General features: G+C 68.1%; 24 protein-coding genes. 21 read left to right on the forward strand and 3 right to left on the reverse strand.

Going from position 1 to position 22,342, the window contains the following annotated elements:
- Window positions 1-138: 138 nt before the first annotated feature.
- Window positions 139-933, reverse strand: a complete 795-nt coding sequence (gene phyR / locus ACODSC_RS12645; RefSeq protein ID WP_488814319.1) for an anti-anti sigma factor/receiver protein PhyR — start codon at window positions 931-933, stop codon at window positions 139-141.
- A 198-nt stretch (window positions 934-1,131) separates the two neighbouring features.
- Here phyR and nepR point away from each other — a divergent pair, with 198 nt between their 5' ends.
- The 7 genes from nepR (at window position 1,132) to obgE (ending at window position 7,831) form a co-directional block, all read left to right on the forward strand.
- Window positions 1,132-1,335 (forward strand): anti-sigma T factor NepR, encoded by a 204-nt coding sequence (nepR, locus tag ACODSC_RS12650; RefSeq protein ID WP_488814320.1) that lies wholly within the window; start codon window positions 1,132-1,134, stop codon window positions 1,333-1,335.
- Window positions 1,332-1,943: a sigma-70 family RNA polymerase sigma factor gene (locus ACODSC_RS12655; protein WP_488814321.1), complete on the forward strand. Its 612-nt coding sequence runs from the start codon at window positions 1,332-1,334 to the stop codon at window positions 1,941-1,943. Before nepR ends, ACODSC_RS12655 begins: the two co-directional genes overlap by 4 nt.
- A gap of 102 nt (window positions 1,944-2,045) precedes the next feature.
- On the forward strand, window positions 2,046-3,710 hold the full coding sequence (gene phyK / locus ACODSC_RS12660; RefSeq protein ID WP_488814478.1) for a sensor histidine kinase PhyK: 1,665 nt from the start codon (window positions 2,046-2,048) through the stop codon (window positions 3,708-3,710).
- A gap of 82 nt (window positions 3,711-3,792) precedes the next feature.
- Window positions 3,793-3,930: an entericidin A/B family lipoprotein gene (locus ACODSC_RS12665; RefSeq protein WP_008264300.1), complete on the forward strand. Its 138-nt coding sequence runs from the start codon at window positions 3,793-3,795 to the stop codon at window positions 3,928-3,930.
- 90 nt (window positions 3,931-4,020) lie between these two features.
- Window positions 4,021-5,475 (forward strand): NAD-dependent succinate-semialdehyde dehydrogenase, encoded by a 1,455-nt coding sequence (locus ACODSC_RS12670; RefSeq protein WP_488814323.1) that lies wholly within the window; start codon window positions 4,021-4,023, stop codon window positions 5,473-5,475.
- A 121-nt stretch (window positions 5,476-5,596) separates the two neighbouring features.
- Window positions 5,597-6,715 (forward strand): alanine dehydrogenase, encoded by a 1,119-nt coding sequence (gene ald, locus ACODSC_RS12675; RefSeq protein ID WP_488814325.1) that lies wholly within the window; start codon window positions 5,597-5,599, stop codon window positions 6,713-6,715.
- Between the two features lie 69 nt (window positions 6,716-6,784).
- A complete protein-coding gene (gene obgE, locus ACODSC_RS12680; protein ID WP_488814327.1) occupies window positions 6,785-7,831 on the forward strand; it encodes a GTPase ObgE in 1,047 nt (348 codons plus the stop codon).
- Here obgE and ACODSC_RS12685 read toward each other — a convergent pair whose 3' ends face one another.
- On the reverse strand, window positions 7,832-8,959 hold the full coding sequence (locus tag ACODSC_RS12685) for an AI-2E family transporter (protein WP_488814329.1): 1,128 nt from the start codon (window positions 8,957-8,959) through the stop codon (window positions 7,832-7,834). It lies immediately after the preceding gene.
- A gap of 110 nt (window positions 8,960-9,069) precedes the next feature.
- Here ACODSC_RS12685 and ACODSC_RS12690 point away from each other — a divergent pair, with 110 nt between their 5' ends.
- The 12 genes from ACODSC_RS12690 (at window position 9,070) to ACODSC_RS12745 (ending at window position 18,876) form a co-directional block, all read left to right on the forward strand.
- Entirely contained in the window at window positions 9,070-10,638 is a 1,569-nt protein-coding gene (locus ACODSC_RS12690; protein WP_488814331.1) for a helicase HerA-like domain-containing protein, read from the forward strand.
- A 49-nt stretch (window positions 10,639-10,687) separates the two neighbouring features.
- Window positions 10,688-11,248, forward strand: a complete 561-nt coding sequence (locus ACODSC_RS12695) for a NifU family protein (RefSeq protein WP_425981774.1) — start codon at window positions 10,688-10,690, stop codon at window positions 11,246-11,248.
- Between the two features lie 235 nt (window positions 11,249-11,483).
- Complete coding sequence (locus tag ACODSC_RS12700; protein ID WP_488814333.1) at window positions 11,484-11,837, forward strand: hypothetical protein; 354 nt, start codon at window positions 11,484-11,486, stop codon at window positions 11,835-11,837.
- 123 nt (window positions 11,838-11,960) lie between these two features.
- On the forward strand, window positions 11,961-12,290 hold the full coding sequence (locus ACODSC_RS12705) for a helix-turn-helix domain-containing protein (protein ID WP_426024510.1): 330 nt from the start codon (window positions 11,961-11,963) through the stop codon (window positions 12,288-12,290).
- A 10-nt stretch (window positions 12,291-12,300) separates the two neighbouring features.
- Complete coding sequence (gene tsaB, locus ACODSC_RS12710) at window positions 12,301-12,981, forward strand: tRNA (adenosine(37)-N6)-threonylcarbamoyltransferase complex dimerization subunit type 1 TsaB (protein ID WP_488814335.1); 681 nt, start codon at window positions 12,301-12,303, stop codon at window positions 12,979-12,981.
- The gene (locus tag ACODSC_RS12715) at window positions 12,978-13,421 is read left to right on the forward strand and encodes a GNAT family N-acetyltransferase (protein WP_488814337.1); all 444 of its coding nucleotides are present in this window, start codon (window positions 12,978-12,980) and stop codon (window positions 13,419-13,421) included. The genes tsaB and ACODSC_RS12715 overlap by 4 nt, the downstream gene beginning before the upstream one ends.
- A 27-nt stretch (window positions 13,422-13,448) precedes the next feature.
- On the forward strand, window positions 13,449-13,934 hold the full coding sequence (locus ACODSC_RS12720) for a Fur family transcriptional regulator (protein WP_159847368.1): 486 nt from the start codon (window positions 13,449-13,451) through the stop codon (window positions 13,932-13,934).
- Window positions 13,935-13,978: 44 nt separating this feature from the next.
- A complete protein-coding gene (gene miaB, locus ACODSC_RS12725; RefSeq protein WP_488814339.1) occupies window positions 13,979-15,376 on the forward strand; it encodes a tRNA (N6-isopentenyl adenosine(37)-C2)-methylthiotransferase MiaB in 1,398 nt (465 codons plus the stop codon).
- Window positions 15,376-16,362, forward strand: a complete 987-nt coding sequence (locus ACODSC_RS12730) for a PhoH family protein (protein ID WP_488814340.1) — start codon at window positions 15,376-15,378, stop codon at window positions 16,360-16,362. The genes miaB and ACODSC_RS12730 overlap by 1 nt, the downstream gene beginning before the upstream one ends.
- Window positions 16,359-16,808, forward strand: coding sequence for an rRNA maturation RNase YbeY (ybeY, locus tag ACODSC_RS12735; RefSeq protein WP_488814342.1), 450 nt, complete (start codon window positions 16,359-16,361; stop codon window positions 16,806-16,808). Before ACODSC_RS12730 ends, ybeY begins: the two co-directional genes overlap by 4 nt.
- 4 nt (window positions 16,809-16,812) lie before the next feature.
- Window positions 16,813-18,450 carry an apolipoprotein N-acyltransferase gene (lnt, locus tag ACODSC_RS12740; protein ID WP_488814344.1) on the forward strand — a complete coding sequence of 546 codons (1,638 nt, stop codon included), beginning with the start codon at window positions 16,813-16,815 and terminating at the stop codon, window positions 18,448-18,450.
- 12 nt (window positions 18,451-18,462) lie between these two features.
- Window positions 18,463-18,876 carry a helix-turn-helix domain-containing protein gene (locus tag ACODSC_RS12745; protein WP_488814346.1) on the forward strand — a complete coding sequence of 138 codons (414 nt, stop codon included), beginning with the start codon at window positions 18,463-18,465 and terminating at the stop codon, window positions 18,874-18,876.
- A 3-nt stretch (window positions 18,877-18,879) separates the two neighbouring features.
- On the opposite strand, the gene greA is transcribed toward ACODSC_RS12745, so the two are convergent.
- The gene (greA, locus tag ACODSC_RS12750; protein ID WP_488814347.1) at window positions 18,880-19,359 is read right to left on the reverse strand and encodes a transcription elongation factor GreA; all 480 of its coding nucleotides are present in this window, start codon (window positions 19,357-19,359) and stop codon (window positions 18,880-18,882) included.
- Between the two features lie 64 nt (window positions 19,360-19,423).
- On the opposite strand from greA, the gene ACODSC_RS12755 reads away from it, so the two are divergent.
- Both ACODSC_RS12755 and ACODSC_RS12760 read left to right on the forward strand, forming a co-directional pair.
- Window positions 19,424-20,653, forward strand: a complete 1,230-nt coding sequence (locus ACODSC_RS12755) for a BaiN/RdsA family NAD(P)/FAD-dependent oxidoreductase (RefSeq protein WP_488814349.1) — start codon at window positions 19,424-19,426, stop codon at window positions 20,651-20,653.
- A 39-nt stretch (window positions 20,654-20,692) separates the two neighbouring features.
- On the forward strand, window positions 20,693-22,336 hold the full coding sequence (locus tag ACODSC_RS12760; protein ID WP_488814351.1) for a M28 family metallopeptidase: 1,644 nt from the start codon (window positions 20,693-20,695) through the stop codon (window positions 22,334-22,336).
- Window positions 22,337-22,342: the final 6 nt, after the last annotated feature.

A 22,342-nucleotide genomic window follows, 5' to 3' on the forward strand; every position in this document is an offset into this window, starting at 1 on the left:
TAACGACGAATTCAGGCGCCGGTTCCCCACCCCTGCTGAATTTCTTCCAGGCGAGATGCCGCCTGCCCAGGGCGACCGTCTGAGCGCGCAAAGGCCCCGGCTCATGACAGCGACCGGGGCCTAGGAAGACGCCTGGATTTAGGCTGCGACTTTCTGGCGCGACGGGTGGAAGAACAGCGCCTGGCTGATCGCCGCCTTCACCGTTTCCGGCTGGAAGGGCTTGGTGATCAGGAAGGTCGGCTCGGGCCGTTCGCCGGTCAGCAGCCGTTCCGGGAAGGCGGTGATGAAGATCACCGGCACGTCCATGTTCTTGAGGATGTCCTTGACCGCATCGATGCCCGAGGACCCGTCGGCCAGCTGGATGTCGGCCAGGACCAGACCGGGCTTGTGACGCGCGACCGCCTCGATGGCTTCGTCATGGGTCGTGGCGGTGCCGGTGACGCGGTGGCCCAGTTCCTTGACCAGGCTCTGGATGTCGGCCGAGATGATGGCCTCGTCCTCGATCACCAGCACATCGGTGGCCAGTTCGGCGTCGATGTCAGACTGGGCGTCGGCGATCAGCCGCTCGACGTCGCGGGGATCGGCCGACAGGATCTGCGCGGCCTCGGAAGGCGTGAACCCTTCAAGCGCGGTCAGCAGAAAGGCCTGGCGCGAACGCGGCGCGATCCGCAGCAGGCGCTGAGACGCATCATTGCCCGTCGTCTCAAGCGCGCCGGTCTCAAGCTGGGCGCCGGTCGAGGACCAGATGGCGTGGAAGACATGATAGAGAGCCACGCGCGGCGTCATATCCGGCGAAAGCTGCTGCTCGCCGGCGGCCAGGGCTTCGAGTGCGACGCGGACATAGTTGTCGCCCGTGGATTGATCGCCCGTCAGAGCGCGTGCGTAGCGACGCACATAAGGAAGATGCGGCGCAAGTCTGGCCAGAAGGCTCATTAAGGTAGTCCCCGACAAATCGCGGCCCGGCTCACAAGGCAAGGCGCTACAGAGGCAGACAACGTCCCAAACGCAGCCCGGTTCCGCCACGTCTGAAGAAGCTTGAGCATAAAATGCGTCGGAGATAGGAACCCCAGAGCGTCGGCGACGTTACCGACCGCGTGTTTTACGCTGCATCCTGGGTGGGCGGTTCTGTCTATGATTGATTCTACCGACGCCTCGCGGCGCAAAGGCGCCGATAAAACGGGGGAGGCGGGGCTGGAAGAAGCTCGACTTCGTCAACAGGCCATCGGCGTCAAGCTGCGGCACATGTTCGACGAGGTCGTCAACGAGCCCGTGCCTGACGAGTTCCTTGAAATCCTGAAACGCGCCGACGCCAAGGCGTCGGGCGGTGGCGCATGAGCGGGTCTCGCCTCGGCGCCGCGCCGAAGCCTGCTTCCGCCGACGACGAAGGCTTCAAGCGCGAACTGGTTCAGCTGATCCCGCACCTGCGCGCCTTCGCTCGCACGCTGACCGGCGATCCGACCGCCGCCGACGATCTGGCGCAGGACGCCATGATGAAGGCGTGGGACGCGCGCGCCAGCTATCAGATGGGCACGAACATGAAGGCCTGGACCTTCATGATCCTTCGCAACCAATTCTATTCGGAGAAGCGCCGGTCGTGGCGCCAGTCACAGCTGGACCAGGAGGCCGCCGAGCGGACCCTGGTCGCCGTCGACGATCCCGAGGCGCCGGTCGCCCTGGACGAACTGCGCCAGGCCTTGAAGACCCTGCCCGAGGAACAGCGTGAAGCGCTGATCCTGGTCGGCGCCGGCGGCTTCGCCTACGAAGAAGCCGCCGAGATCTGCGGCTGCGCGGTCGGCACGGTCAAGAGCCGCGTCAGCCGGGCGCGGCGCGCCCTGCAGGCCACGCTCGAAAAGGGCGGCTACGGTCGCGACGGCAAGGCGGCGGGCGACGCGATGCGCTCCATCCTCGGCGAGGCCGACAGGCTGGCCGGCGCCAGGAACTAAGGCGCGGTGTCCGAGCCGACCAGAGCCGAACCTTGGCCGCGCCTCGGTCGAAAGTGGAATGCAGACCGGTTTCAGGGCATCCGCTTTCGGCTGGGCGCCGCCATGGCCATGGCGCTGTTGCCGATCTTCGTGCTCAGCCTGATTCAGACCCAGGCGGACTTTCGTCGTCAGGCTCAGGATCGCCAGGTCGATCTGCAAGTGGCCGCCGAACGCAGCGCATCGGACGCCAAGTCCCAGCTGGACAGCGCCCAGGTGCTGTTGCGCGCGCTCAGTCCCGACGCGGTCGGCCCCTATTGCACCCCGCGCCTGACGTCCCTCGTCGGTCAGCTGGAAGGTTACGAAGGCCTCTATCGCATCAGTCCGACAGGAGAAGCGGTCTGCGCGTCCGGCCGGGCTGATGTGCGTTCCGGCGTGGCCCCCGCCGCCCAATCACAGTGGTTCCAACGGCTGCGCAGCGGCGAAGAGCTGGTGGTGACGCGGGCGCCGGACGACGCCGGCTATAAGACCGCGCTTATCGTGGCGATCCGCGCCGAGCGGCCCATGGGCCGGTTCGACGGGGCCATGGCCGCCGTCATCCCTCTGTCCGCGCTTCAACCGGACATCGACGACCCCGCCCTGCCCTCCGGTTCGCAGGCCGCCCTGACCGACAGCGCCGGAAACATCCTGGTCGCCAGCGACGCCGACGCCTTCCGGCTGGCGGGCGGGGGTGACCTGTCCGGCTGGGTGGCGCGGGCCCGGGACGAGGGGTCGGCCGTGTTCGAGGCCAAGGATATTCAGAACCAGCGTCGCGACTACGCCGGCGCGGCGCTGGCGGGCGGCGACCTTTACGTCCTGCTGTCGGCGCCGGCGCCGGGCCTGCTGTCCTGGGCGCGGCTCAATCCGATCGGGACGTTGCTGCTGCCGTTGGGCGCGTGGCTGACGGCGTTCGCTGCGGTGATGTTGCTGTCCGAGCGTATCTTCATTCGCTGGCTGGACTATCTGGAGCGGGTCGCGGCCATCTATGCGCGGGGCCGGTTCTCGGTTCGGCCGTTGCAGGCGATGAACGCCCCTGCCGAAATCCGCACCATGGCCCGCACCCTGGATGAGATGGCCGAGGCCATCACCGTCCGGGACCGGGAACTAACCGACGCCCTGGCGGAAAAGGACGCGCTGATGCGCGAGATCCACCACCGGGTGAAGAACAATCTGCAAATCATCTCGTCCCTGCTGTCGATGCAGCAACGGGCCCTGACGGACGCCCCGGCCAAGGCGGCGTTGGGCGATACGCGCCAGCGTATCTCGGCCTTGGCCCTGATCTACCGCACCCTGTATCAGAGCAACGACATCCGACACGCCGACGCGCGCGAGTTCCTGAACGAGCTGGTCGGTCAGCTGATCGCCAGCGAGGCCGGGCGCGGGCCCGTAGTGATCAGTTCGGTGGACGCCGATTCCCTCTATGTCGATCCCGACAAACTGGCGCCCCTGGCCCTGTGGCTGGTCGAGGCGGTGAGCAACGCCCAGAAGCACGCCTTCTTCGGGCGCGGCGGCGAGTTGAAGGTGCGGTTCCGCGTTCACGGCGAGACCTCGGTGCTGGAGGTCGAGGATGACGGACCCGGCGCGCCGCCGAGCGCGGAGGCCGGGGTGGGTCGCACCCTGATGAGCGCCTTCGCCAAACAGCTGCGCGGCGAGACCGAGTTCGCGGCGGCGCCGGGCGGGGGCACCATCGCCCGCATGACCTTCGCCACGCCCGAGGCGCTGACGCCGGTGGATCCGGCCGACAAGGCCTGATCGCACGGAACCGTAACCGTGGCGCCGCGTTGTTGTGGCAAGACCGGCGGAGTTCACCCCGGCTAACCTCGGAGCTTTACTCATGCGCAAGATTTTCGTTCTGGTCGCCGCCGCCGCCGCCCTGACCACCGCCGCCTGCAACACCGTCGAAGGCGTGGGTCGCGACACCCAAGCCGCCGGCTCGGCCGTTTCGGGCGCCGCTCAAGACGCCAAGAACTGATCACGACGCAGCCTCGGCTGCATCTGGACACTTGCAAGGCCCCGCTTCGTCGGGGCCTTGTTCGTTTCAGGACTTCATCAGGAGATTTCCGTGAACCAGACCGCTCGTAACGCCGGCCTCGCCCTGCTTCGCCAGCACGCGCTGATCGCCGGAGAACCTGTCGCGGCCAACGGCGGCGGCATCGCGGTGGACGATCCGGCGACGGGTGAGATTATCGGCCATGTTCCCGACCTGGGCGCCGCCGAGACCGAACGCGCCATCCAGGCGGCGGCCGACGCCTTTCCCGCCTGGTCCCGCTCTGATCCGCACAAGCGCGCGGCCTTCCTGCGCAAATGGGCCGAACTGATCGACGAGAACACCGAGGGCCTGGGCGCCCTGATGGCGCTGGAGAACGGCAAGCCGTTCGAGGAGGCCAAGGGCGAGGTGACCTACGCCAACGGCTTCATCAAATGGTTCGCCGGGGAAGCGGAACGCCTGATCGGCGAGACGCAGGACAGTCCGCTGGGCCATCTGCTGCTGACCTACCGCGATGCGGTGGGGCCGTGCGCCCTGATCACCCCCTGGAACTTCCCGGCCGCCATGCTGACGCGCAAGCTGGGGCCCGCCTTCGCTGCGGGCTGCACCGCCGTGGTCAAGCCGGCCAGCCAGACCCCCTTCACCGCCATCGCCCTGGCCGAATTGGCCTATCAGGCCGGCCTGCCCAAGGGCGCCCTATCCATCGTGACTGGCGAGGCGTCGGTGATCGGCAAGACGCTGACCGAAAGCCCCCTGATCCGCAAACTGTCCTTCACCGGCTCGACCGGGGTCGGCCGCAAGCTGGCGGAACAGTGCGCCCCGACCCTCAAGCGGGTGTCGATGGAACTGGGCGGCGCCGCCCCTTTGATCGTCTTCGCCGACGCCGACCTGGACCTAGCCGTCGCCGAGACCATCAAGGGCAAGTTCAGAAACTCGGGCCAGACCTGCGTTTGCCCCAACCGGGTCTATGTCGAACGGTCGGTCTCGGAGGCATACGCCGAAAAACTCGCCGCCGAAGTGGCCAGGATCAAGGTCGGCAACGCCTTCGACGACGGGGTCAAGGTCGGCCCCCTGATCGAGGACAAGGCCATCAATAAGGTCGAGAGACACGTCGCGGCGGTCAAGGCCGACGGCGGGCGGGTGCTGACCGGCGGATCGCGCCACGCCCTGGGCGGCCGCTTCTTCCAGCCGACCGTGACCCTGGGCGGCGACGACGCCCTGTTCCGCGAGGAAGAGACGTTTGGGCCGATGATCCCCGTCTTCGCCTTCGACACCGAGGAGGAGGCGCTGGACAAGGCCAACGCCAGCGAGTTCGGCCTGGCGTCCTATCTGTTCACCCGCGACCTGGACCGCGCCATGCGGTTCAGCCGCCGGATCGAGGCAGGCATGTGTGGGGTCAATACGGGTCTGATCTCCACCGCCGTCGCCCCCTTCGGCGGGGTCAAACAGTCCGGCTACGGCCGCGAGGGCTCCATCCACGGCATCGACGAATATGTGGACGTCAAGACCGTCACCTTGGCGCTGAAGTAAAAGGCAGCGTCCACGCCGGGTCTGGAAAAGAACGCGCGTCTTTCCCGGCCCCGGCGCTATATCTTCGGCCGCGCGATCCGCCCGCAGAGGCGGACCGTTCACCACCCCAGGAGAGGTTTTCATGCGCGTCGGCGTTCCCAGCGAGATCAAGACGAACGAACACCGGGTCGGCCTGACGCCGACGGCGGTGCGCGAATATGCAGCCCACGGCCACGACGTCTCGGTTCAGCGCGGCGCCGGCCTAGGCGCCGGCTTCACCGACGCCGACTACGAAAAGGCGGGCGCGACCCTGGTCGCCGACGCCGCGACGATCTTTGCGAACAACGACATGATCGTGAAGGTCAAGGAGCCGCAGAAGGTCGAGTGGGAGATGCTGCGCGAGGACCAGATCCTCTACACCTATCTGCACCTGGCGCCCGATCCCGAACAGACCAAGGGCCTGCTGGCGTCGAAGTGCGCCGCCATCGCCTATGAGACCGTGACCGACGCGCGTGGCGGCCTGCCGCTGCTGGCGCCCATGTCGGAGGTGGCCGGCCGGATCGCCGTCTTCTCGGCCGCCGAGACCCTGCTGAAGCACAATGGCGGCATGGGCCTGCTGTTCTGTGGCGTGCCGGGCGTGGCCCCGGCGCGGGTGCTGGTTCTGGGCGGCGGCGTGGTCGGGCTGAACGCGGCGCGGATGGCCATGGGCCTGGGCGCCGAGGTGGTGGTGCTGGAGCGGTCGATCCCGCGCATGGCCTATATCGACGAGATCACAGGCGGGCGGGTCATCACCCGCTATTCCTCGATCGGCGCGATCGAGGAAGAACTGATCAAGGCCGATGTGGTGATCGGCGCCGTCCTGGTGCCGGGCGCCTCGGCGCCGAAGCTGGTCAAGCGTGAACATCTGAAGACGATGAAGCCGGGATCGGTCCTGATCGATGTCGCCATCGATCAAGGCGGCTGTTTCGAGACCTCGCACGCGACGACCCACCAGGACCCCACCTATGTCATCGACGGCGTGGTCCATTACTGCGTCGCCAACATGCCGGGCGCCGCGCCCCGCACCAGTTCCGAAGCCCTGAACAACGCCACCCTGCCCTTCGGCCTGGCTCTGGCGGACCACGGTCTTGAGGCGCTGAGGAAGGACCCGCACCTGGCGCGCGGTCTGAACGTGCTGAAGGGCGAGATCACCTATCCGGCGGTGGCCCAGGCCCTGGGGATGGACTGGAGCGATCCGTTCGGGGTGTGGGCGAAGGGGTGACGCGCTATCCTTGTCCTGCAAGGGAGAGGGCGGCTGTAAATTTTCGTCGTCTTGCGGCATAAGCCCGCGATGAAGTTCCTCGACCAGGCCAAGATCTATATCCGCTCCGGCAACGGCGGCGCGGGCTCCGTGTCGTTTCGACGCGAGAAGTTCATTCCCAACGGCGGCCCGGACGGCGGCGACGGCGGCAAGGGCGGCGACGTCTGGATCGAGTCCGTCGATGGGCTGAACACCCTGATCGACTATCGCTACCAGCAGCATTTCAAGGCCCAGACCGGCCACCACGGCCAGGGTCGCCAGATGCACGGCGGCAAGGGCGAGGACATCCATCTGAAGGTGCCGGTCGGCACCCAGGTGCTGGACGAGGACAAGGAAACGGTCCTCTTGGACATGGATGCGCCCGGCAAGATGGAACTGCTGCTGAAGGGCGGCAACGGCGGCTGGGGCAATGTGCGCTTCAAGGGTCCGACCAACCAGGCCCCGACCTACGCCAACCCCGGCCAGGACGGTCAGGAACGCTGGATCTGGCTGCGGCTGAAGCTGATCGCCGACATCGGCCTGGCGGGTCTGCCGAACGCGGGCAAGTCGACCTTCCTGTCGGCCGCCAGCGCCGCCAAGCCCAAGATCGCCGACTATCCCTTCACCACCTTGGCGCCGAACCTGGGGATGGTGGACCTGTCGCCGTCCGAAAGGTTCGTCATCGCCGACATCCCCGGCCTGATCGAGGGCGCCAGCGAGGGCGCAGGCCTGGGCACGCGCTTCCTGGGTCACGTCGAACGCTCGGCCAGCCTGATCCACCTGATCGACGGCACCCAGGACGATGTGGTCGAGGCCTACCGGATCATCCGGGGCGAGCTGGAAGCTTACGGCGAAGGCCTGGCCGACAAGGCCGAGATCCTGGCCTTGAACAAGATCGACGCCCTGACGCCGGAAGCCCGCGAGGAAAAGGCCGCCGAGCTGGAGGCGGTCGCCGGGCGGCGGCCCATGCTGGTGTCGGGCGTGTCGGGCGAAGGCGTGCCCGCCCTGCTGCGCGCCGCCTGGGCCGAGGTGAAGAAGACGCGCGGCGCCCTGGCCGGCGACAGCGAGGCGGACCAGACCAGCGGCTGGCAGCCCTGATCAGCCCTCGGGTGCAGTTTCCGACTTAGGCCGGGCTCTTTTCGGCGCATCGGTCTTCTTGGTCTCGTCGGCATAGGGTTCGCCGTCGCCGGAAAGCAGGATCGCCATCCAGCGCGAGCCCCTGAACTCGGCCAGGATGGCCATGGCCATGACCGCCAGCGGCGTGGACAGGAACATGCCGACCACGCCCCACATCTTGCCGCAGAAGGCCAGGGCCAGCAGCACCACGACCGGATCGATGTTCTGGTTGTCGCCCTGCATGCGCGGCTGAATCAGATTGCCGACGATGAACAGGATGGCCTGCAGCCCGATCAACAGGATCAAGGCCGGCCAGTAGCTGGGAAACTGCACCAGGGCGAACAGCGGCGGCGCCAGCCCCGCGACCGCCCCGCCCAGCACGGGGATGAAGCCGACGATGAAGATGACGAAGGTCCAGAACTCGGCGTTCTGAAGCCCGACTGCGCGCATCAGAATCCAGGCCACGACGCAGATCATCGCCCCCGTCACCGACTGCACCCAGATATAGCCCTCGACCCCGCCGCGCACGCGCTGGAACACCGCCACCGCCTCGTCGCGCTGGGCCTTCTGGGGGAACATGGCGACGATCTTCTTTCGAAAGCCGACCTGCGAGGCCAGAAGGAACCCGAGATAGACCAGGACGAAGAAGGCGCCCGACGCCACGCCCTGCACCTGGAAGGCCATGGAGGTCAGATAGCCGCGTACATCGACGCCGTTGATCAGGTCCTGGGCCGTCGGCGGATTGTCGAGCCGAACAAGGCCATAGACGTCGCGGATAATCTGATCGATGCGCGGGCCGATGTTCTGGGACACGCCCGAGGCCTCGCCGAAGAAGCTGGCCGCGCCGTTCACGATGATGGCGATGGAGGCGAAGAAGGCCAGGACCACCAAGGTCAGGGCTGCGATCCCGGCCCAGCGGTGGTTCAGCGGCGTGCGCGCCTCGACCGAGCGCTTCACCCCGTCGATCATGATCAGCAGGAAGATGGCCATGGCCAGCGGGGTCAGGATGTCCCGCAGCCAGTAGATGGCCGCTCCCGCCGCCACCGTGGCGATGACGCCCAGGGCGTTGCGCGACACGGCCGACGACGGCATGGAAACGGGGTTCTTCATGGCTTCGCTTGTCGGCGGCGCAGCGGACGGCGTCAACACGCGCTGAACGGCGACGGTTCCGGCGCGAACGGCTCTGCGCTAGACCTAGGCGATCATATCCGGAGACCTGCATGTCCGACGCCCTTCTCGGCCTGTTCCTGGGCCAGTCCGACGCCGCCGAGCCGCAGTCGCTGCTGTTCAACCGCGCCAACCGCCACGGCGTGGTCGCTGGCGCGACCGGCACCGGCAAGACGGTGACGCTGCAGATCATGGCCCAGGGCTTTTCGGACGCGGGCGTGCCGGTCTTCTGCGCCGACGTGAAGGGCGACCTGTCGGGCATCTCCCAGGTCGGAACGCCGAACGAGAAGCTGACCGCCCGGGCCGAGGGAATGGGCCTGACCCTGACGCCGCGCTCCGCCCCGACGGTCTTCTGGGACCTGTACGGCCAGAAGGGCCATCCGATCCGCACCACGATCAGCGAGATCGGCCCGGTGCTGATGGCGCGGATCCTTGACCTGAATGACGTGCAAGAGGGCGTGCTGACCGTGGCCTTCCATGTGGCGGACAAGGAAGGTCTGCTTCTCCTCGACTTCGACGATCTGAGAAGTCTTTTGGCCTATGTTGGAGAAAACGCTAGCCGGATCGGCCGGGAAGTCGGCGCCGTCGCTCCTACGTCAATCTCCGCCATTCAGCGAGCGCTGCTGCAGTTGGAACAACAGGGCGGGGCCGCCTTCTTCGGCGAGCCGGCGTTGAATCTGAACGACATGATCCGCGTCGGCCTAGACGGCCGCGGCCAGGTCAATGTTTTGGACGCCACCCGGCTAATGAATAACCCGCGCCTATACGGCGCTTTCTTGCTTTGGTTGCTGTCAGAGCTGTTCGAGCAGATGCCCGAGATCGGAGACCCTGAAAAGCCGCGCTTGGTGTTCTTCTTCGATGAAGCACATCTTCTTTTCCGGGATTCTCCCAAATCCCTCCTCGAGAAGATCGAGCAGCTTGTCCGTTTGATCCGATCTAAGGGGGTAGGCGTGTATTTTGTTACGCAGAACCCGGCCGACGTCCCGCCAACGGTGCTGGGACAGTTGGGCAACCGTATCCAGCACGCCTTGCGGGCTTATACGCCGTCGGAGCAGCGCGGCCTAAGATCAGCTTCCGAGAGCTTTCGGCCCAATCCAGCCTTCGACACGGCCGAGGCCATTCAGGGTCTGGGCGTGGGCGAGGCCTTGGTCTCGGTGCTGGACGAGAAGGGCGCGCCCACCATCGTGGCCCGCACCAAGATTCGCCCGCCCGCCTCGCGCCTGGGTCCCGCGACCGACGCCGAACGCGCCGCCATCATGGCCGCCAGCCCGGTGCGCGGCCTGTACGACCAGGTGCTGAACCGCGAATCCGCCGCAGAAATCCTGGCCAACCGCCACAGCGCCGCCGATCAGGCCGAGGCGCAGGCCCAGGCTCAAGCGAAGGCCCAGGCCGACGCCGCCAAGGCTGCGGACATTCAGGCGAAGGCCGACGAGAAGGCTGAAAAGGAACGGGCCAGGGAACAGGCCCGCGCCGCACCGCGTCCTGCGCCCGCCCCGCGCGCGCGCGCCTCCAACCGTCAGACGCCGATGGAGGCCCTGACCAAGTCGGTGTTGCGCACCGCCGGATCGACCCTGACCCGCGAACTGATGCGCGGCATTCTGGGCGGGCTGAAACGGCGCTAGGTCGGGGCAGGGTCTTGCAACGCGGCGGGGGCGAGCGCATCTCCCGCCCATGTTCATCCAGACCGAACCCACGCCCAATCCGAACGTGCTGAAGTTCCTGCCCGGCCGCGACGTGTCGCCGGCCGCCGCGCTGGAATACCGCACCATCGACGAGGCGACGGCCTCGCCCCTGGCCGAGGCCCTGTTCGAGCTGGAAGGCGTCGACGGCGTCTTCTTCGGCGCCGACTATGTGTCGGTCACCCGCCAGCCCCAGGGGCCGGACTGGTCGGAGATGAAGGCGCCCATTCTGGGCGTCGTCATGGATCATTTCGTCTCGGGTCAGCCGCTGACGCGGGGCGCGAGCGCCGAGGCCGACGGCCATGCCGAGGACGACAGCGAGATCGTCGCCGAGATCAAGGCCCTGCTGGACAGCCGCATCCGCCCGGCCGTGGCCCAGGACGGCGGCGACATCCTGTTCGATTCCTTCGACGAATCGACCGGGGTTCTGAACCTGCGCATGCGCGGCGCCTGCGCCGGCTGCCCGTCGTCGTCGGCGACGCTGAAGGCGGGCGTCGAACAGATGATGCGCCACTATGTGCCGGAAGTGACGCGGGTCGAGCAGACGATCTGATCGACAGAACGGTTTCGTCCTCGCCAGACTCGCCGTCGGGCGCCATCCTAGGTTGGTGCCCCGTTCGTTCCTGATCCTGAAGTTCTCCGCCTCGGCGAAGCCCTCGCCGCCCTGCGACGCGAGCGCGGCCTGTCGCAGGCCGAAGCGGGCGCCCGGGTGAACATGACCAGCCAGGGCTGGGGCTTGTACGAATCCGGCCGACGCCCCGGCCTGTTCCGACGCCCTGGCGCTGCTGGTGTCCGGCAAGGCCGAACCGCCGACGACAGCCGTTTCAACTGGTGTGGAAGGCCGGGGGCGCACCTTCGACGGCGGACCTGCGACCCTGAACCGTATTCGGGTCGGCAACCTAGACCTGTCGCCCTGGGCGGAACCCGGCGTCCAATTGGAATACGAGCCGAATCTGTGGCCCCGGCAGGGCCAGGGCTGTGTGATCGAGATGTCGGACGGGACGACGCGGGTGCGGCTCTTCGAACGGGCTGACGAGCGGGAGCTGCACGTGCGCGGGGCGGGAGGGCTGGACCGAACCGAGACCATAGACCGCCGTCTGATCGTGCGAACCTCCGCAATCGTCGCCCGACTAGAACAATGAAACGAAAACGTTGCCTTCTCGGTTAGGTTGTGAAACTGTCCGCTTATGGACAAGGCTGACGTTAAAACACGCAGGACGGCTCGCGCGGTCGAGCCTCTTGATGCTCTTGTCGGCGGGCGGATCATGGCCCGCCGCACGGCGCTCGGCCTGTCGCAGACGGCCCTTGGCGAAATGGTTGGCGTCAGCTGCCAGCAACTTCAGAAATACGAAGGCGGACGAAATCGGATTTCGGCGGCGCGTCTGCATCGCCTCGCCCTGGCCTTGGGACTTCCCGTCGAGGCCTTCTTTCCCGATCGACCCGAGGCGAGCGACAATCCCGAACTGGTATTGATCCGGTCCCTGGCCACCACGCCCGAAGGGCGGGCCATGGCCGACGGCTTTTCCCGCATCGACGACCGCGCCGTGCGCCAGGCCCTGACGCGACTGGTGGAGGTTCTCGCCAGAGCGGCCTAGAAGGCCGTTCATGAGACTTCTGGTAATCGATACGGCGCTTGGCGCCTGCACGGCGGCGGTGTTCGAGGACGGCCGCCCCCTGGCGATGCGGTTCGAACCGATGACCAAGGGCCATCAGGAGCGTCTGGGCGGTCTGGTGCGTGATGCGATGGCCGAGGCCGGCGGCGAACTCGACGGCCTGGACCGGATCGGCGTCACGGTCGGGCCGGGGTCTTTCACCGGTCTTCGCGTCGGATTGGCTTTCGCACAGGGCCTGGGCGCGGCCTTGGATCGACCGGTGGTCGGCGTCTCGGCGCTGGACGCCCTTGCCGCCTCGCTGGACGAGGTTGCAGGCCCCGTCGCCGCCCTGATCGACGCCCGCAGGGGCCAGGTCTATGCGCGCATGTTTTCGGACGGCCTTCCCCTCGGCCCCGACGAGGCCCTGGCGCTGGAAGACGCGGGGGTAACAATCACGCAACTCGGGCCTGATGTCCGTCTGGTCGGCAATGGTGCGGCCGTGCTGGTCGCCGCCTTCCCCCAGCTGAAGTTCGCCCCGCTGGACGACCGCGTCGCGCCCTCCCCCCAGGCGCTGGCCCGTCTGGTCGCCGCCGCCGATCCCGAAACGCATCCGCCGCGGCCGCTCTATCTTCGCGCGCCGGACGCCACGCCGCCCAGCCGCTTGCCCGGCCAGCCGCGCCAAGCCCTCGCATGACGGAGACCGACCCGGCCGTTCTCGCCGACATCCATGCGGAGGCCTTTGCGGCGTCCTGGAGCGAGGCGGAGTTCGCGGACCTGCTGGCCCAGCCCGGCGTCTTGGCCGTGGTCGAGGCCGACGGCTTCATCCTGATCCGCGTCGTGCTGGACGAGGCGGAGATATTGACCCTGGCGGTTCGTCCAAAGGCGCGGCGGCTAGGCTTTGGCGGGGAGTTGGTCGGGCGCGGCGCCGTGGCGGCGACGGCCGCCGGGGCGGCGCGCCTGTTCCTGGAGGTGGCCGAGGACAACGTCGCCGCCCGCGCCCTGTATGACCGCGCTGGTTTCGGCCCGATCGGTCGTCGCAAGGCCTATTACGCCCAGCCCGACGGCGGCCGTACCGACGCCCTGGTCCTGGCCCGCGATCTCTCTTCCGATCAGAGCAAGGTGGCGCTTCCCTGATGCCGCTCAAGCCCCTATTCTAGCACCATGGACCGGATCGAAAAACTCTGCGCCGACCGCGGCATGCGTATGACCGAACAGCGTCGGGTGATCGCCCGCGTGCTGTCGAACGCCGAAGACCACCCCGATGTCGAGGAGCTGTACCGCCGCGCCTCGGCCATCGACCCCCACATCTCGATCGCCACCGTCTATCGCACCGTGCGCCTGTTCGAAGAGGCGGGCGTGGTCGAGAAGCATGACTTCGGCGATGGCCGCAGCCGCTACGAAGAGGCGGGCGACGACCACCACGACCACCTGATCGACACCAAGTCGGGCGAGGTGATCGAATTCTTCGACGCCGAGATCGAACGCCTGAAGTCCGAGATCGCGGAGCGGCTGGGCTTCCAGCTTATCGGCCACAAGCTGGAGCTTTACGGCGTGGCGATCGAGGGCGCCGAGCCGTCCAAGCGCGAAGGCCTGATCTTCACCCGCCACGCCGCACGGGTCGATCCCGCCGACGTGGATGCAGGCTGACCACCTGTCTTGTCGCCGCACGTCCGGGCGATCATAAGCCCCGGATGACCGAGACACTGGCTCCACACGCCGAGACGATGGCCGCGCCCGAGAAGCGTCTGTTCATCAAGACCTACGGCTGTCAGATGAACGTCTATGATTCGGAGCGCATGGCCGATGTGCTGCGTCCGCTGGGCTATGCCGTCACCGAAGACGTGAAGGCCGCCGACTTCGTCATCCTGAACACCTGCCACATCCGCGAGAAGGCGGCGGAGAAGATCTACTCCGAGCTGGGCAAGCTGCGCGAGATGCGCGACGTCCGGCGCGAAACCGGCAGCGACCTGACCATCGCCGTCGCCGGCTGCGTCGCCCAGGCCGAGGGCGAGGAGATTATGCGTCGCCAGCCGGCCGTGGACATCGTCGTCGGCCCCCAGGCGTACCATCAGCTGCCCGAGCTTCTGACCCGCACGGCGCGGGCGCGGGGCGAGCGGATCGGCGCCGACTTCGCCCCCGACGACAAGTTCGACGCCCTGCCCGCGGCCCGTTTCACCGAGGGACCGACCGCCTTCCTGACGGTGCAGGAGGGATGCGACAAGTTCTGCACCTTCTGCGTCGTGCCCTATACGCGCGGCGCCGAATGGTCGCGGCCGATGGCCTCGGTGCTGGAAGAGGCGCGGCGTCTGGCCGGACGCGGCGTGCGCGAGGTCACCCTGCTGGGCCAGAACGTCAACGCCTATGACGGCGAACGGCCGGACGGGAAAAAGGCGACCCTGGCCGAACTGGCCTATGCCCTGGCCGAGATCCCCGGCCTGAACCGCATCCGTTATACGACCAGCCACCCCAACGATATGGCCGACGAACTGATCGCCGCCCACGGCGAGCTGGACGCCCTGATGCCCTATCTGCACCTGCCGGTTCAGGCAGGGTCGGACCGAATCCTGCGGGCGATGAACAGAAAGCACGGCCGCCAGAAATATTTCGACCTGATCGACCGCATCCGCGCCGCGCGACCGGACATCGCCATCGCGGGCGACTTCATAGTCGGCTTCCCCGGCGAGACGGACAAGGAGTTCGAGGACACGCTGGATCTGGTGCGGCGCGTGAACTACGCGGGGGCCTTCGCCTTCGCCTATTCGCCGCGTCCGGGCACGCCCGCCGCCGGCATGGGCAAACAGGTCGAGCCGGAAGTCGCCAAGGAGCGGCTGCACCGCCTGATCGCCCTGCTGACCGAACAGCAGACCGCCTTCAACCTCGCCCAGGCCGGCCGGACCCTAAATGTGCTGTTCGACAAGCCCGGCCGACACGGCCACCGTCGCCAAGCGATCGGTCGATCCCCATATCTGCAATCTGTCCACGTCGATGACGCGGATCATCTGATCGGACAGATCGTTCCGGTCGAGATCGTTGCGGGCCAGCAGAACAGTCTGATGGGCCGGCTTATTGCTCAAGAAAAGGCGGCCTAGTGGCGCGAGAATCCGAATTCGTCCCGTTGAATGACGCCGAGCTGCGTGCGGTCGTCGGGCCGAACAGTCGTCACGTCGCCCTGATCGAGGACGCCTTCAAGGTGCTGGTCGAGGCGCCGGGCGGCGGGGTTTCGGTCAACGGCGGCACGCGTGACCGCACCGACGCGCGCCAGGTCATCGAGGATCTTGCCAAGCGCGCGGCCCTGGGCGCCGAGGTCACCGAGGCCGACGTGCGCGCGGCCCTGGGTCAGGCGCGGGGCGGCAAGGGTACGCCGGGCATGGCGGCGGCGGGGGTGTCGCTTCCGGGCGGCAAGCGCGGCTCCATCGTGCCCAAGACCAAGGCCCAGGCCGCCTATCTGGACATGCTGGGGCGGTGCGAACTCTCGTTTGGCGTCGGTCCGGCCGGCACCGGCAAGACCTTCCTCGCGGCCGCCTATGGCGCTTCGCTGCTGCGGCGGGGGCAGGTGGACCGTCTGGTCATCACCCGCCCTGCGGTCGAGGCGGGCGAGAAGCTGGGCTTCCTGCCAGGCGACCTGAACGAGAAGGTCGATCCCTATCTGGCGCCGATCTGGGAGGCGCTGAACGACATTCTGGGCGCCGAGGACGTGCAGCGCCGCCGCGACAAGGGCGAGATCGAGGCCGCCCCCATCGCCTTCATGCGCGGCCGCACCCTCAGCCACGCTTTCGTCATCGTCGACGAGGCGCAGAACACCAGCCGTCTGCAGATGAAGATGGTCCTGACCCGTCTGGGCGAGGGCGCGCGGATGGTAGTGACGGGCGATCCGTCGCAGATCGACCTGCTGAACCCGCGCGATTCCGGCCTGGCCCACGCCCTGCGCATCCTAGACGGGGTCAAGGGCGTCGGTATCCTGAAGTTCGAGGCCTCGGACGTCGTGCGCCACGCCATGGTCGAGCGGATCGTGCGCGCCTATGACGCCGACGCCGCAAAAGGTCGTCCGGCCCCGGACCTCGAAGATCCCGCATGATCGAGATTGAAGTCGAGGCCGAGGCCTGGACCGGCGCCCTGCCGGACGCCGAGGCCGTGGTGGACAAGGCGGCGAAGGCGGCCTTGGGCGTCGTTGAGGGCGACATCGTCATCCTGCTGACTGACGACGAAAGTGTTCGCGCGTTGAACGCTCGGTTCCGCGACAAGGACAGGCCGACCAACGTCCTGTCCTTCCCTGCGCCGGAAAACGCCGCGCCGCATTTGGGCGACATCGTCCTGGCCTACGGCGTCTGCGCGACCGAAGCCGAGGCCCAGGGCAAGACCCTAGCCGATCATCTGAGCCATCTCGTCGTTCACGGCGTGCTGCACCTACTGGGCCGCGACCACGAGGACGACGGCGAGGCCGAAGAGATGGAGGCCGAGGAGCGCGAGATCCTGGCCCAGATCGACGTCGCCGATCCCTACGCCTCCGAGCAGCAGGACTGACCCCATGTTTCCCGACGCCCTGCTGGACCGTTTCGCCGCCCCGATCCGCGCCCTGCCCGACAAGAAACGCGCCCTGACCTGGCGGCTGATCCGCATCGGTCTGGCGCTGCTGGCCGGCGCCGGGACCGCCTTCGCCCATCCGCCGTTCGGCGTGCTGATCGGCTTGCTGGGCTATCCGCTGCTGATGATCCTGTCGGAGCGATCCGCCACCGTGCGCGGCGCCTTCTGGATGGGTTGGCTGGCGGGCTTCGCCTATTTCTTCATCGGCTGCTGGTGGGTGGCCGAGGCCTTCTTCGTCAATCCCGAACAGGCGTGGATGGCGCCCTTCGCCGCCAGCTTATTGCCGGCCGGTCTTGGTCTGTTCTGGGGCGCGGCCTGCGCCCTCTATCGCCGGTTTGCACCGCTGGGCGCGGTTAGGGTGTTGTTGTTCGCGGCCCTGTTCTGCGCCGCCGAATGGCTGCGCGGCCATGTGCTGACCGGCTTTCCCTGGAACCCGGCCGGCGCGACCTGGCGTGCGGGCGGCGGCATGTCCCAGTTCGCCTCGGTCTTCGGCGTCTATGGGTTGAGCCTGGTCACGGTCGCTGCGACGGCCGCCTTCGCCCCGCTGATCGGACCGGGCGCCAGGCGCAGCCGACTGATCTCCGCCGGCTTGGGGGCGCTGGCCCTGATCGCTGTCGGGTCTTTCGGCGCCGTCAGACTGGCGCAAGCCGACCTGCAGTTCACCGATACGATCGTACGTCTGGTCCAGGCCGACGTGAAGCAGGAGACCAAATGGTCGCCAGAGGCCTATCGCTCCATCGTCGATCGTTACGTCGCCCTGACGGGACAGGCGGCGGCGCGCACGCCCGATGTCGTGGTCTGGCCCGAGGGCGCCCTGCCCGCCTCGGCCAACGACGTCTTCGCCTCGACCGACGCCCAAGCCATCGCCGGCGCCTTGCGGCCCGGACAGACCCTGCTGATGGGTCTGGCGCGCGGCGAGGCGGACCCGACGGCGCCGGACGGCGGGCGCTATTACAACAGCCTGTTCGCCTTAGCCGACGAGGGCGGGGCGGGCCTGAGGGTCGCCGCCGTCTATGACAAGCACCGGCTGGTGCCGTTCGGCGAATATCTGCCGCTGGGCGGGATCATGACCAAGATCGGCCTGCGCAGCCTGGTGCATATGCCCAGCGATTTTTCCGCCGGACCCACGCCGGCGCCGATTTCGATTCCAGGCGCGCCGCCGGCCCAGGTGCTGATCTGTTACGAGAGCCTCTATCCCGGCTTCACCCCCGGCGCAGCGGGTCGGCCCGAGTGGATCGTCAATGCGTCCAACGACGCCTGGTTCGGCGCCACATCCGGCCCGCGTCAGCACCTGAACCTAGCCAGCTACCGCGCCATCGAGACCGGCCTGCCCATCGCGCGCGCCACGCCGACGGGCATTTCAGCCATGATCGACCCCTGGGGCCGGATCGTGGACGGCCAGCGGCTGGACCCCGGCGTCATGGGGGTGATCGACGCGCCGCTGCCTCGCCCCACCGACATCACGCCCTATGGTCGGTGCGGCGACTGGCTGTTCCTGGCGGGCCTGCTGGCGGCCTGCGCCCTATCCTTGTGGCCGTGGGTGTCGCGATCTAGGGTAGGTTCGAATCGGTCTGCGATCTGAGCGGGGAAAGATATGGCGCGCGAAAAGGACGAGGATCCGCACCCCGTTGATCGTCACGTCGGTCGTCGCGTCCAGGAGAAGAGGCTGAACCTCGGCCTGACCCAGACCGCCCTGGCCAAGGCCGTGGGCGTCAGCTTCCAGCAGGTCCAGAAATACGAGAAGGGCACGAACCGCGTCTCGGCCTCGAAACTGTTTGAAATGGCCGAGTTCATGAAAGTGGGCATCCCCTTCTTCTTCGACGGCTATTCCGCCCATCAGCCGGGTATGGCCGAGGAGGCCGCCGCCGACTTCGACCACGACTATCCCATGACCAAGCAGAGCCAGGAAATCGCGCGACTGGCGCCCCGCCTGCCGCCGCGAAAGCAGAAGGCGGTCGTCCAGATCATGCGCGAGATGCTGGACGAAGGCGGCGACAACGACGCCTGAGGTCTAGCCGACCGCCACGACCTCGACCGACTGTCCCGCCACCACCGCCTCGTCGCCGACCCGCTTGCCCATCAGGGCCCGGGCCAGGGGCGAGACGTGGCTGACGGAGCCCCTGGCCGGATCGGCTTCGTCTTCGCCGACGATGCGCCAGGTCTGGGCGCGGCCATCGTCGCGCTCGATGGAGACCGAGCCGCCAAACCGCACCGCGCCGTCGTCCTCGGTCGGCTCGACCAGTTGGACAGAAGCCCGGCGGGCGGACCAGTAGCGCAGGTCCCGTGTCGCACGCGCCATGGCGGTGCGGTCGCTTTCGATGGACCCCTGAACCTGGGCGGCGGTGTAGGCGGCGCGGGCCGAGGCCAGTTCGGCCTCGATCAGGGCCAGCCCCTCGGGCGTGACCAGATTGGGATGGGGCGAGATCGGGCGGTCCGCCAGGTCGGCGGCCGTGGCCTCGAGATCTTCTTCGCGGGTGAATGCAACGCTCATGGCACGGAACATAGCGATGACGGCGCCTATAGCCAGCGGCGCCGCAAGCGCGCAAAGCCACGCCATGCAACAGTCCCCCCGCTCGACGCCCTCCCGACCTGTCCATGTGATCGGGGCCGGTCCCGCCGGACTGATGGCCGCCGAGCGGCTGGCGCTGGCGGGGGTCTCCGTCGTGGTCCACGAGCGCATGCCGTCCGTGGCGCGCAAACTGCTGATGGCGGGGCGGGGCGGGCTGAACCTGACCCATTCGGAGCCGCTGGACCGTTTCCTGACCCGCTATGGCCCGGCACAGCCGACGGCCGCCGGGTGGATCGACCAATTCACGCCCGCCGACCTGACCGCCTGGGTGGAAGGTTTGGGGCAAGAAACCTTCATCGGCTCCAGCGGTCGGGTGTTTCCCAGGGCGATGAAGGCCTCGCCGCTGGTGCGGGCCTGGCTGGCGCGGCTGGACAAGCTCGGCGTCGAGATCCGCACCCGGTCGCGCTGGACCGGATGGCGCGACGGCGCCCTGGCGTTCGAGACCCCGGATGGAGAGCGGCTGGAACGGCCGGACGCCGTGGTCCTGGCCCTGGGCGGCGCCAGTTGGCCGCGCCTGGGCTCCGACGGCGCCTGGAGGCCCTGGCTCGAGACTGCTGGCGCGTCGGTCGCGCCCTTCCGCCCTGCCAATGTCGGGTTCGACCTCGGCTGGTCGTCCCTGTTCCGAGACCGGTTCGCCGGCCAGCCGCTGAAGGGCGTCGCCGTGACCCATGGGGACAAGACGGCGCGGGGCGAGGCGATGATCGCTCGCTATGGAATCGAAGGCGGCGCCATCTACGCCCTGTCGGCGGCGCTGCGGGCCTCGGTCGAGGCGGACGGGCGGGCCGATATCCAGATCGACCTGAAGCCGGACGTGGCGGTCGGCAAGCTGACCGACCGGCTGTCGAAGCCGCGCGGCAAGGCCAGTCTGTCGAACCATCTGCGAAAGGTGGTCGGACTGGAGCCGGTCGCCGTCGCCCTTCTGTACGAGGCCGGTCCCCTGCCCGTTTCGCCCCGCGCCCTGGCCGAGCGGATCAAGGCCATGCCGCTGACTCTGACGGGCGTGCAGGGGTTGGAGCGGGCGATATCCTCGGCCGGGGGCGTGGCGCTGGACGGCGTCGATGAGCGGCTGATGCTGGTCGCACGACCCGGCGTCTTCGTCGCCGGAGAGATGCTGGACTGGGAGGCGCCGACCGGCGGTTATCTGCTTCAAGCCAGCTTCGCCTCGGGCGTCGTCGCGGCATCCGGCGTGATCGACTGGCTCGACAGTCGGGACTGAGGAAGGCAGGGTCGGGCCTCGCCGAGCAGGAGTTTCCCGATGCGACACGCCCTTTCCGCCGTTTCCGCCCTCGCCCTGACGATCGCCTGCACGCCCGCGCTGGCTCAGGAGACGCCGAACATCGACGCCGCGCGGATGAACGAGGCGGTGCGGGTTCTGGCCTCGGACGACTTCGAAGGCCGCGCGCCCGCCTCGCCCGGCGAGGAGAAGACCGTCGCCTGGCTGGTGGAACAGTTTCGCGCTGCCGGCGCCGAAGGCGGTGGGCCGGACGGAGCCTTCGTCCAGGTCGCCCAGCTGTCGCGCACCCGCCAGGACGGCCCCGCCGCCATCGCCGCCCAGGTCGGCGGCAGGACCATCGCCCTTGAGCGCGGCCCGGACGTCCTGGTCTCCAGCGACCGCCCCAGCGACCACATCACTGTGACCGACGCCCCTGTGGTCTTCGTCGGCTATGGCGCCACCGCGCCGGAACGCCAGTGGGACGACTTCAAGGACGTGGACGTGCGCGGCAAGGTGATCGTCGTCCTGGTCAACGATCCCGATTTCGAGGCGCCCGCAGGTGATCCGGTCGCCGGCGAGTTCGACGGTAACGCCATGACCTTCTATGGCCGCTGGACCTACAAATTCCAGGAGGCGGGCCGTCGCGGGGCCGCCGGGGTGTTGGTGGTGCACGAGACGGCGGGCGCCGGCTATGGTTGGTCGGTGCTGCAGAATTCGTCGTCCGCGCCCAAGTTCGACATCGTCCGCGCCGACCCCGACGCCGAACGCGCGCCCTTCCAGGGCTGGATCCAGCGCGCCAAGGCCGAAGAGTTGTTCACCGCCGCCGGCCTCGACTTCGCCGCCCTGAAGGACAGCGCCCGCAGCGCCGACTTCAAGCCGGTCGTCCTGCCCGGCGTGACCATGAGCGTCGATTTCGGCCAGATCGCAGACCGGGTTCAGACGAAATCCGTCCTCGCCCGCATTCCCGGCTCCGAACGGCCGAACGAGACGGTGATGTACGGCGCCCACTGGGACGGCTTCGGCGTGGGCACTCCAGACGCCTCCGGCGACAAGATCTACAATGCGGCGGTCGACAACGCCACCGGCGTCGCGGCCCTGCTGGAACTGGCTCACGCCTTCGCCGAGGGGCCGCGACCGAAGCGGTCGGTCGTGCTGGCCGCCTGGTCGGGCGAGGAGGCGGGCCTGTTGGGCTCGACCTATTACGCCGCCAATCCAGTCTGGCCGCTGGAGACGACGGTCGCCAACATCAATGTCGACAGCCTGCTGCCGGGAACCGAGATCGACCCGAACGTCGTGGTCATCGGCAAGGGCAAGAACCAACTGGACGACGTCCTGGCGCGTCATGCGACCGCGACGGGCCGCACCCTGATCGCCGATCCGGCGCCCCAGGCCGGGGCCTTCTATCGCTCCGACCACTTCCCCCTGGCCCTGCGCGGCGTGCCGGCCCTGTTCCCGGCGGCCGGCTTCACGGGCGCCAGCGCCGCCAGCCGGGACTATGTCGAGAACCGCTATCACCAGCCGTCGGACGAATGGGATTCGACCTGGCGCATGGACGCCGCCGCCGCCGACGTGGCCCTGATCTACGCCGTGGGCCGCGACCTGGCCGATTCCGACGCCTGGCCCGAATGGAATGCGGGCGCCGAGTTCGGCCCGGCCCGCGATGAATCCAAGGCGGCCCGCCGCTAGGGGCGG

The organism is Brevundimonas sp. FG128 (assembly GCF_057809775.1).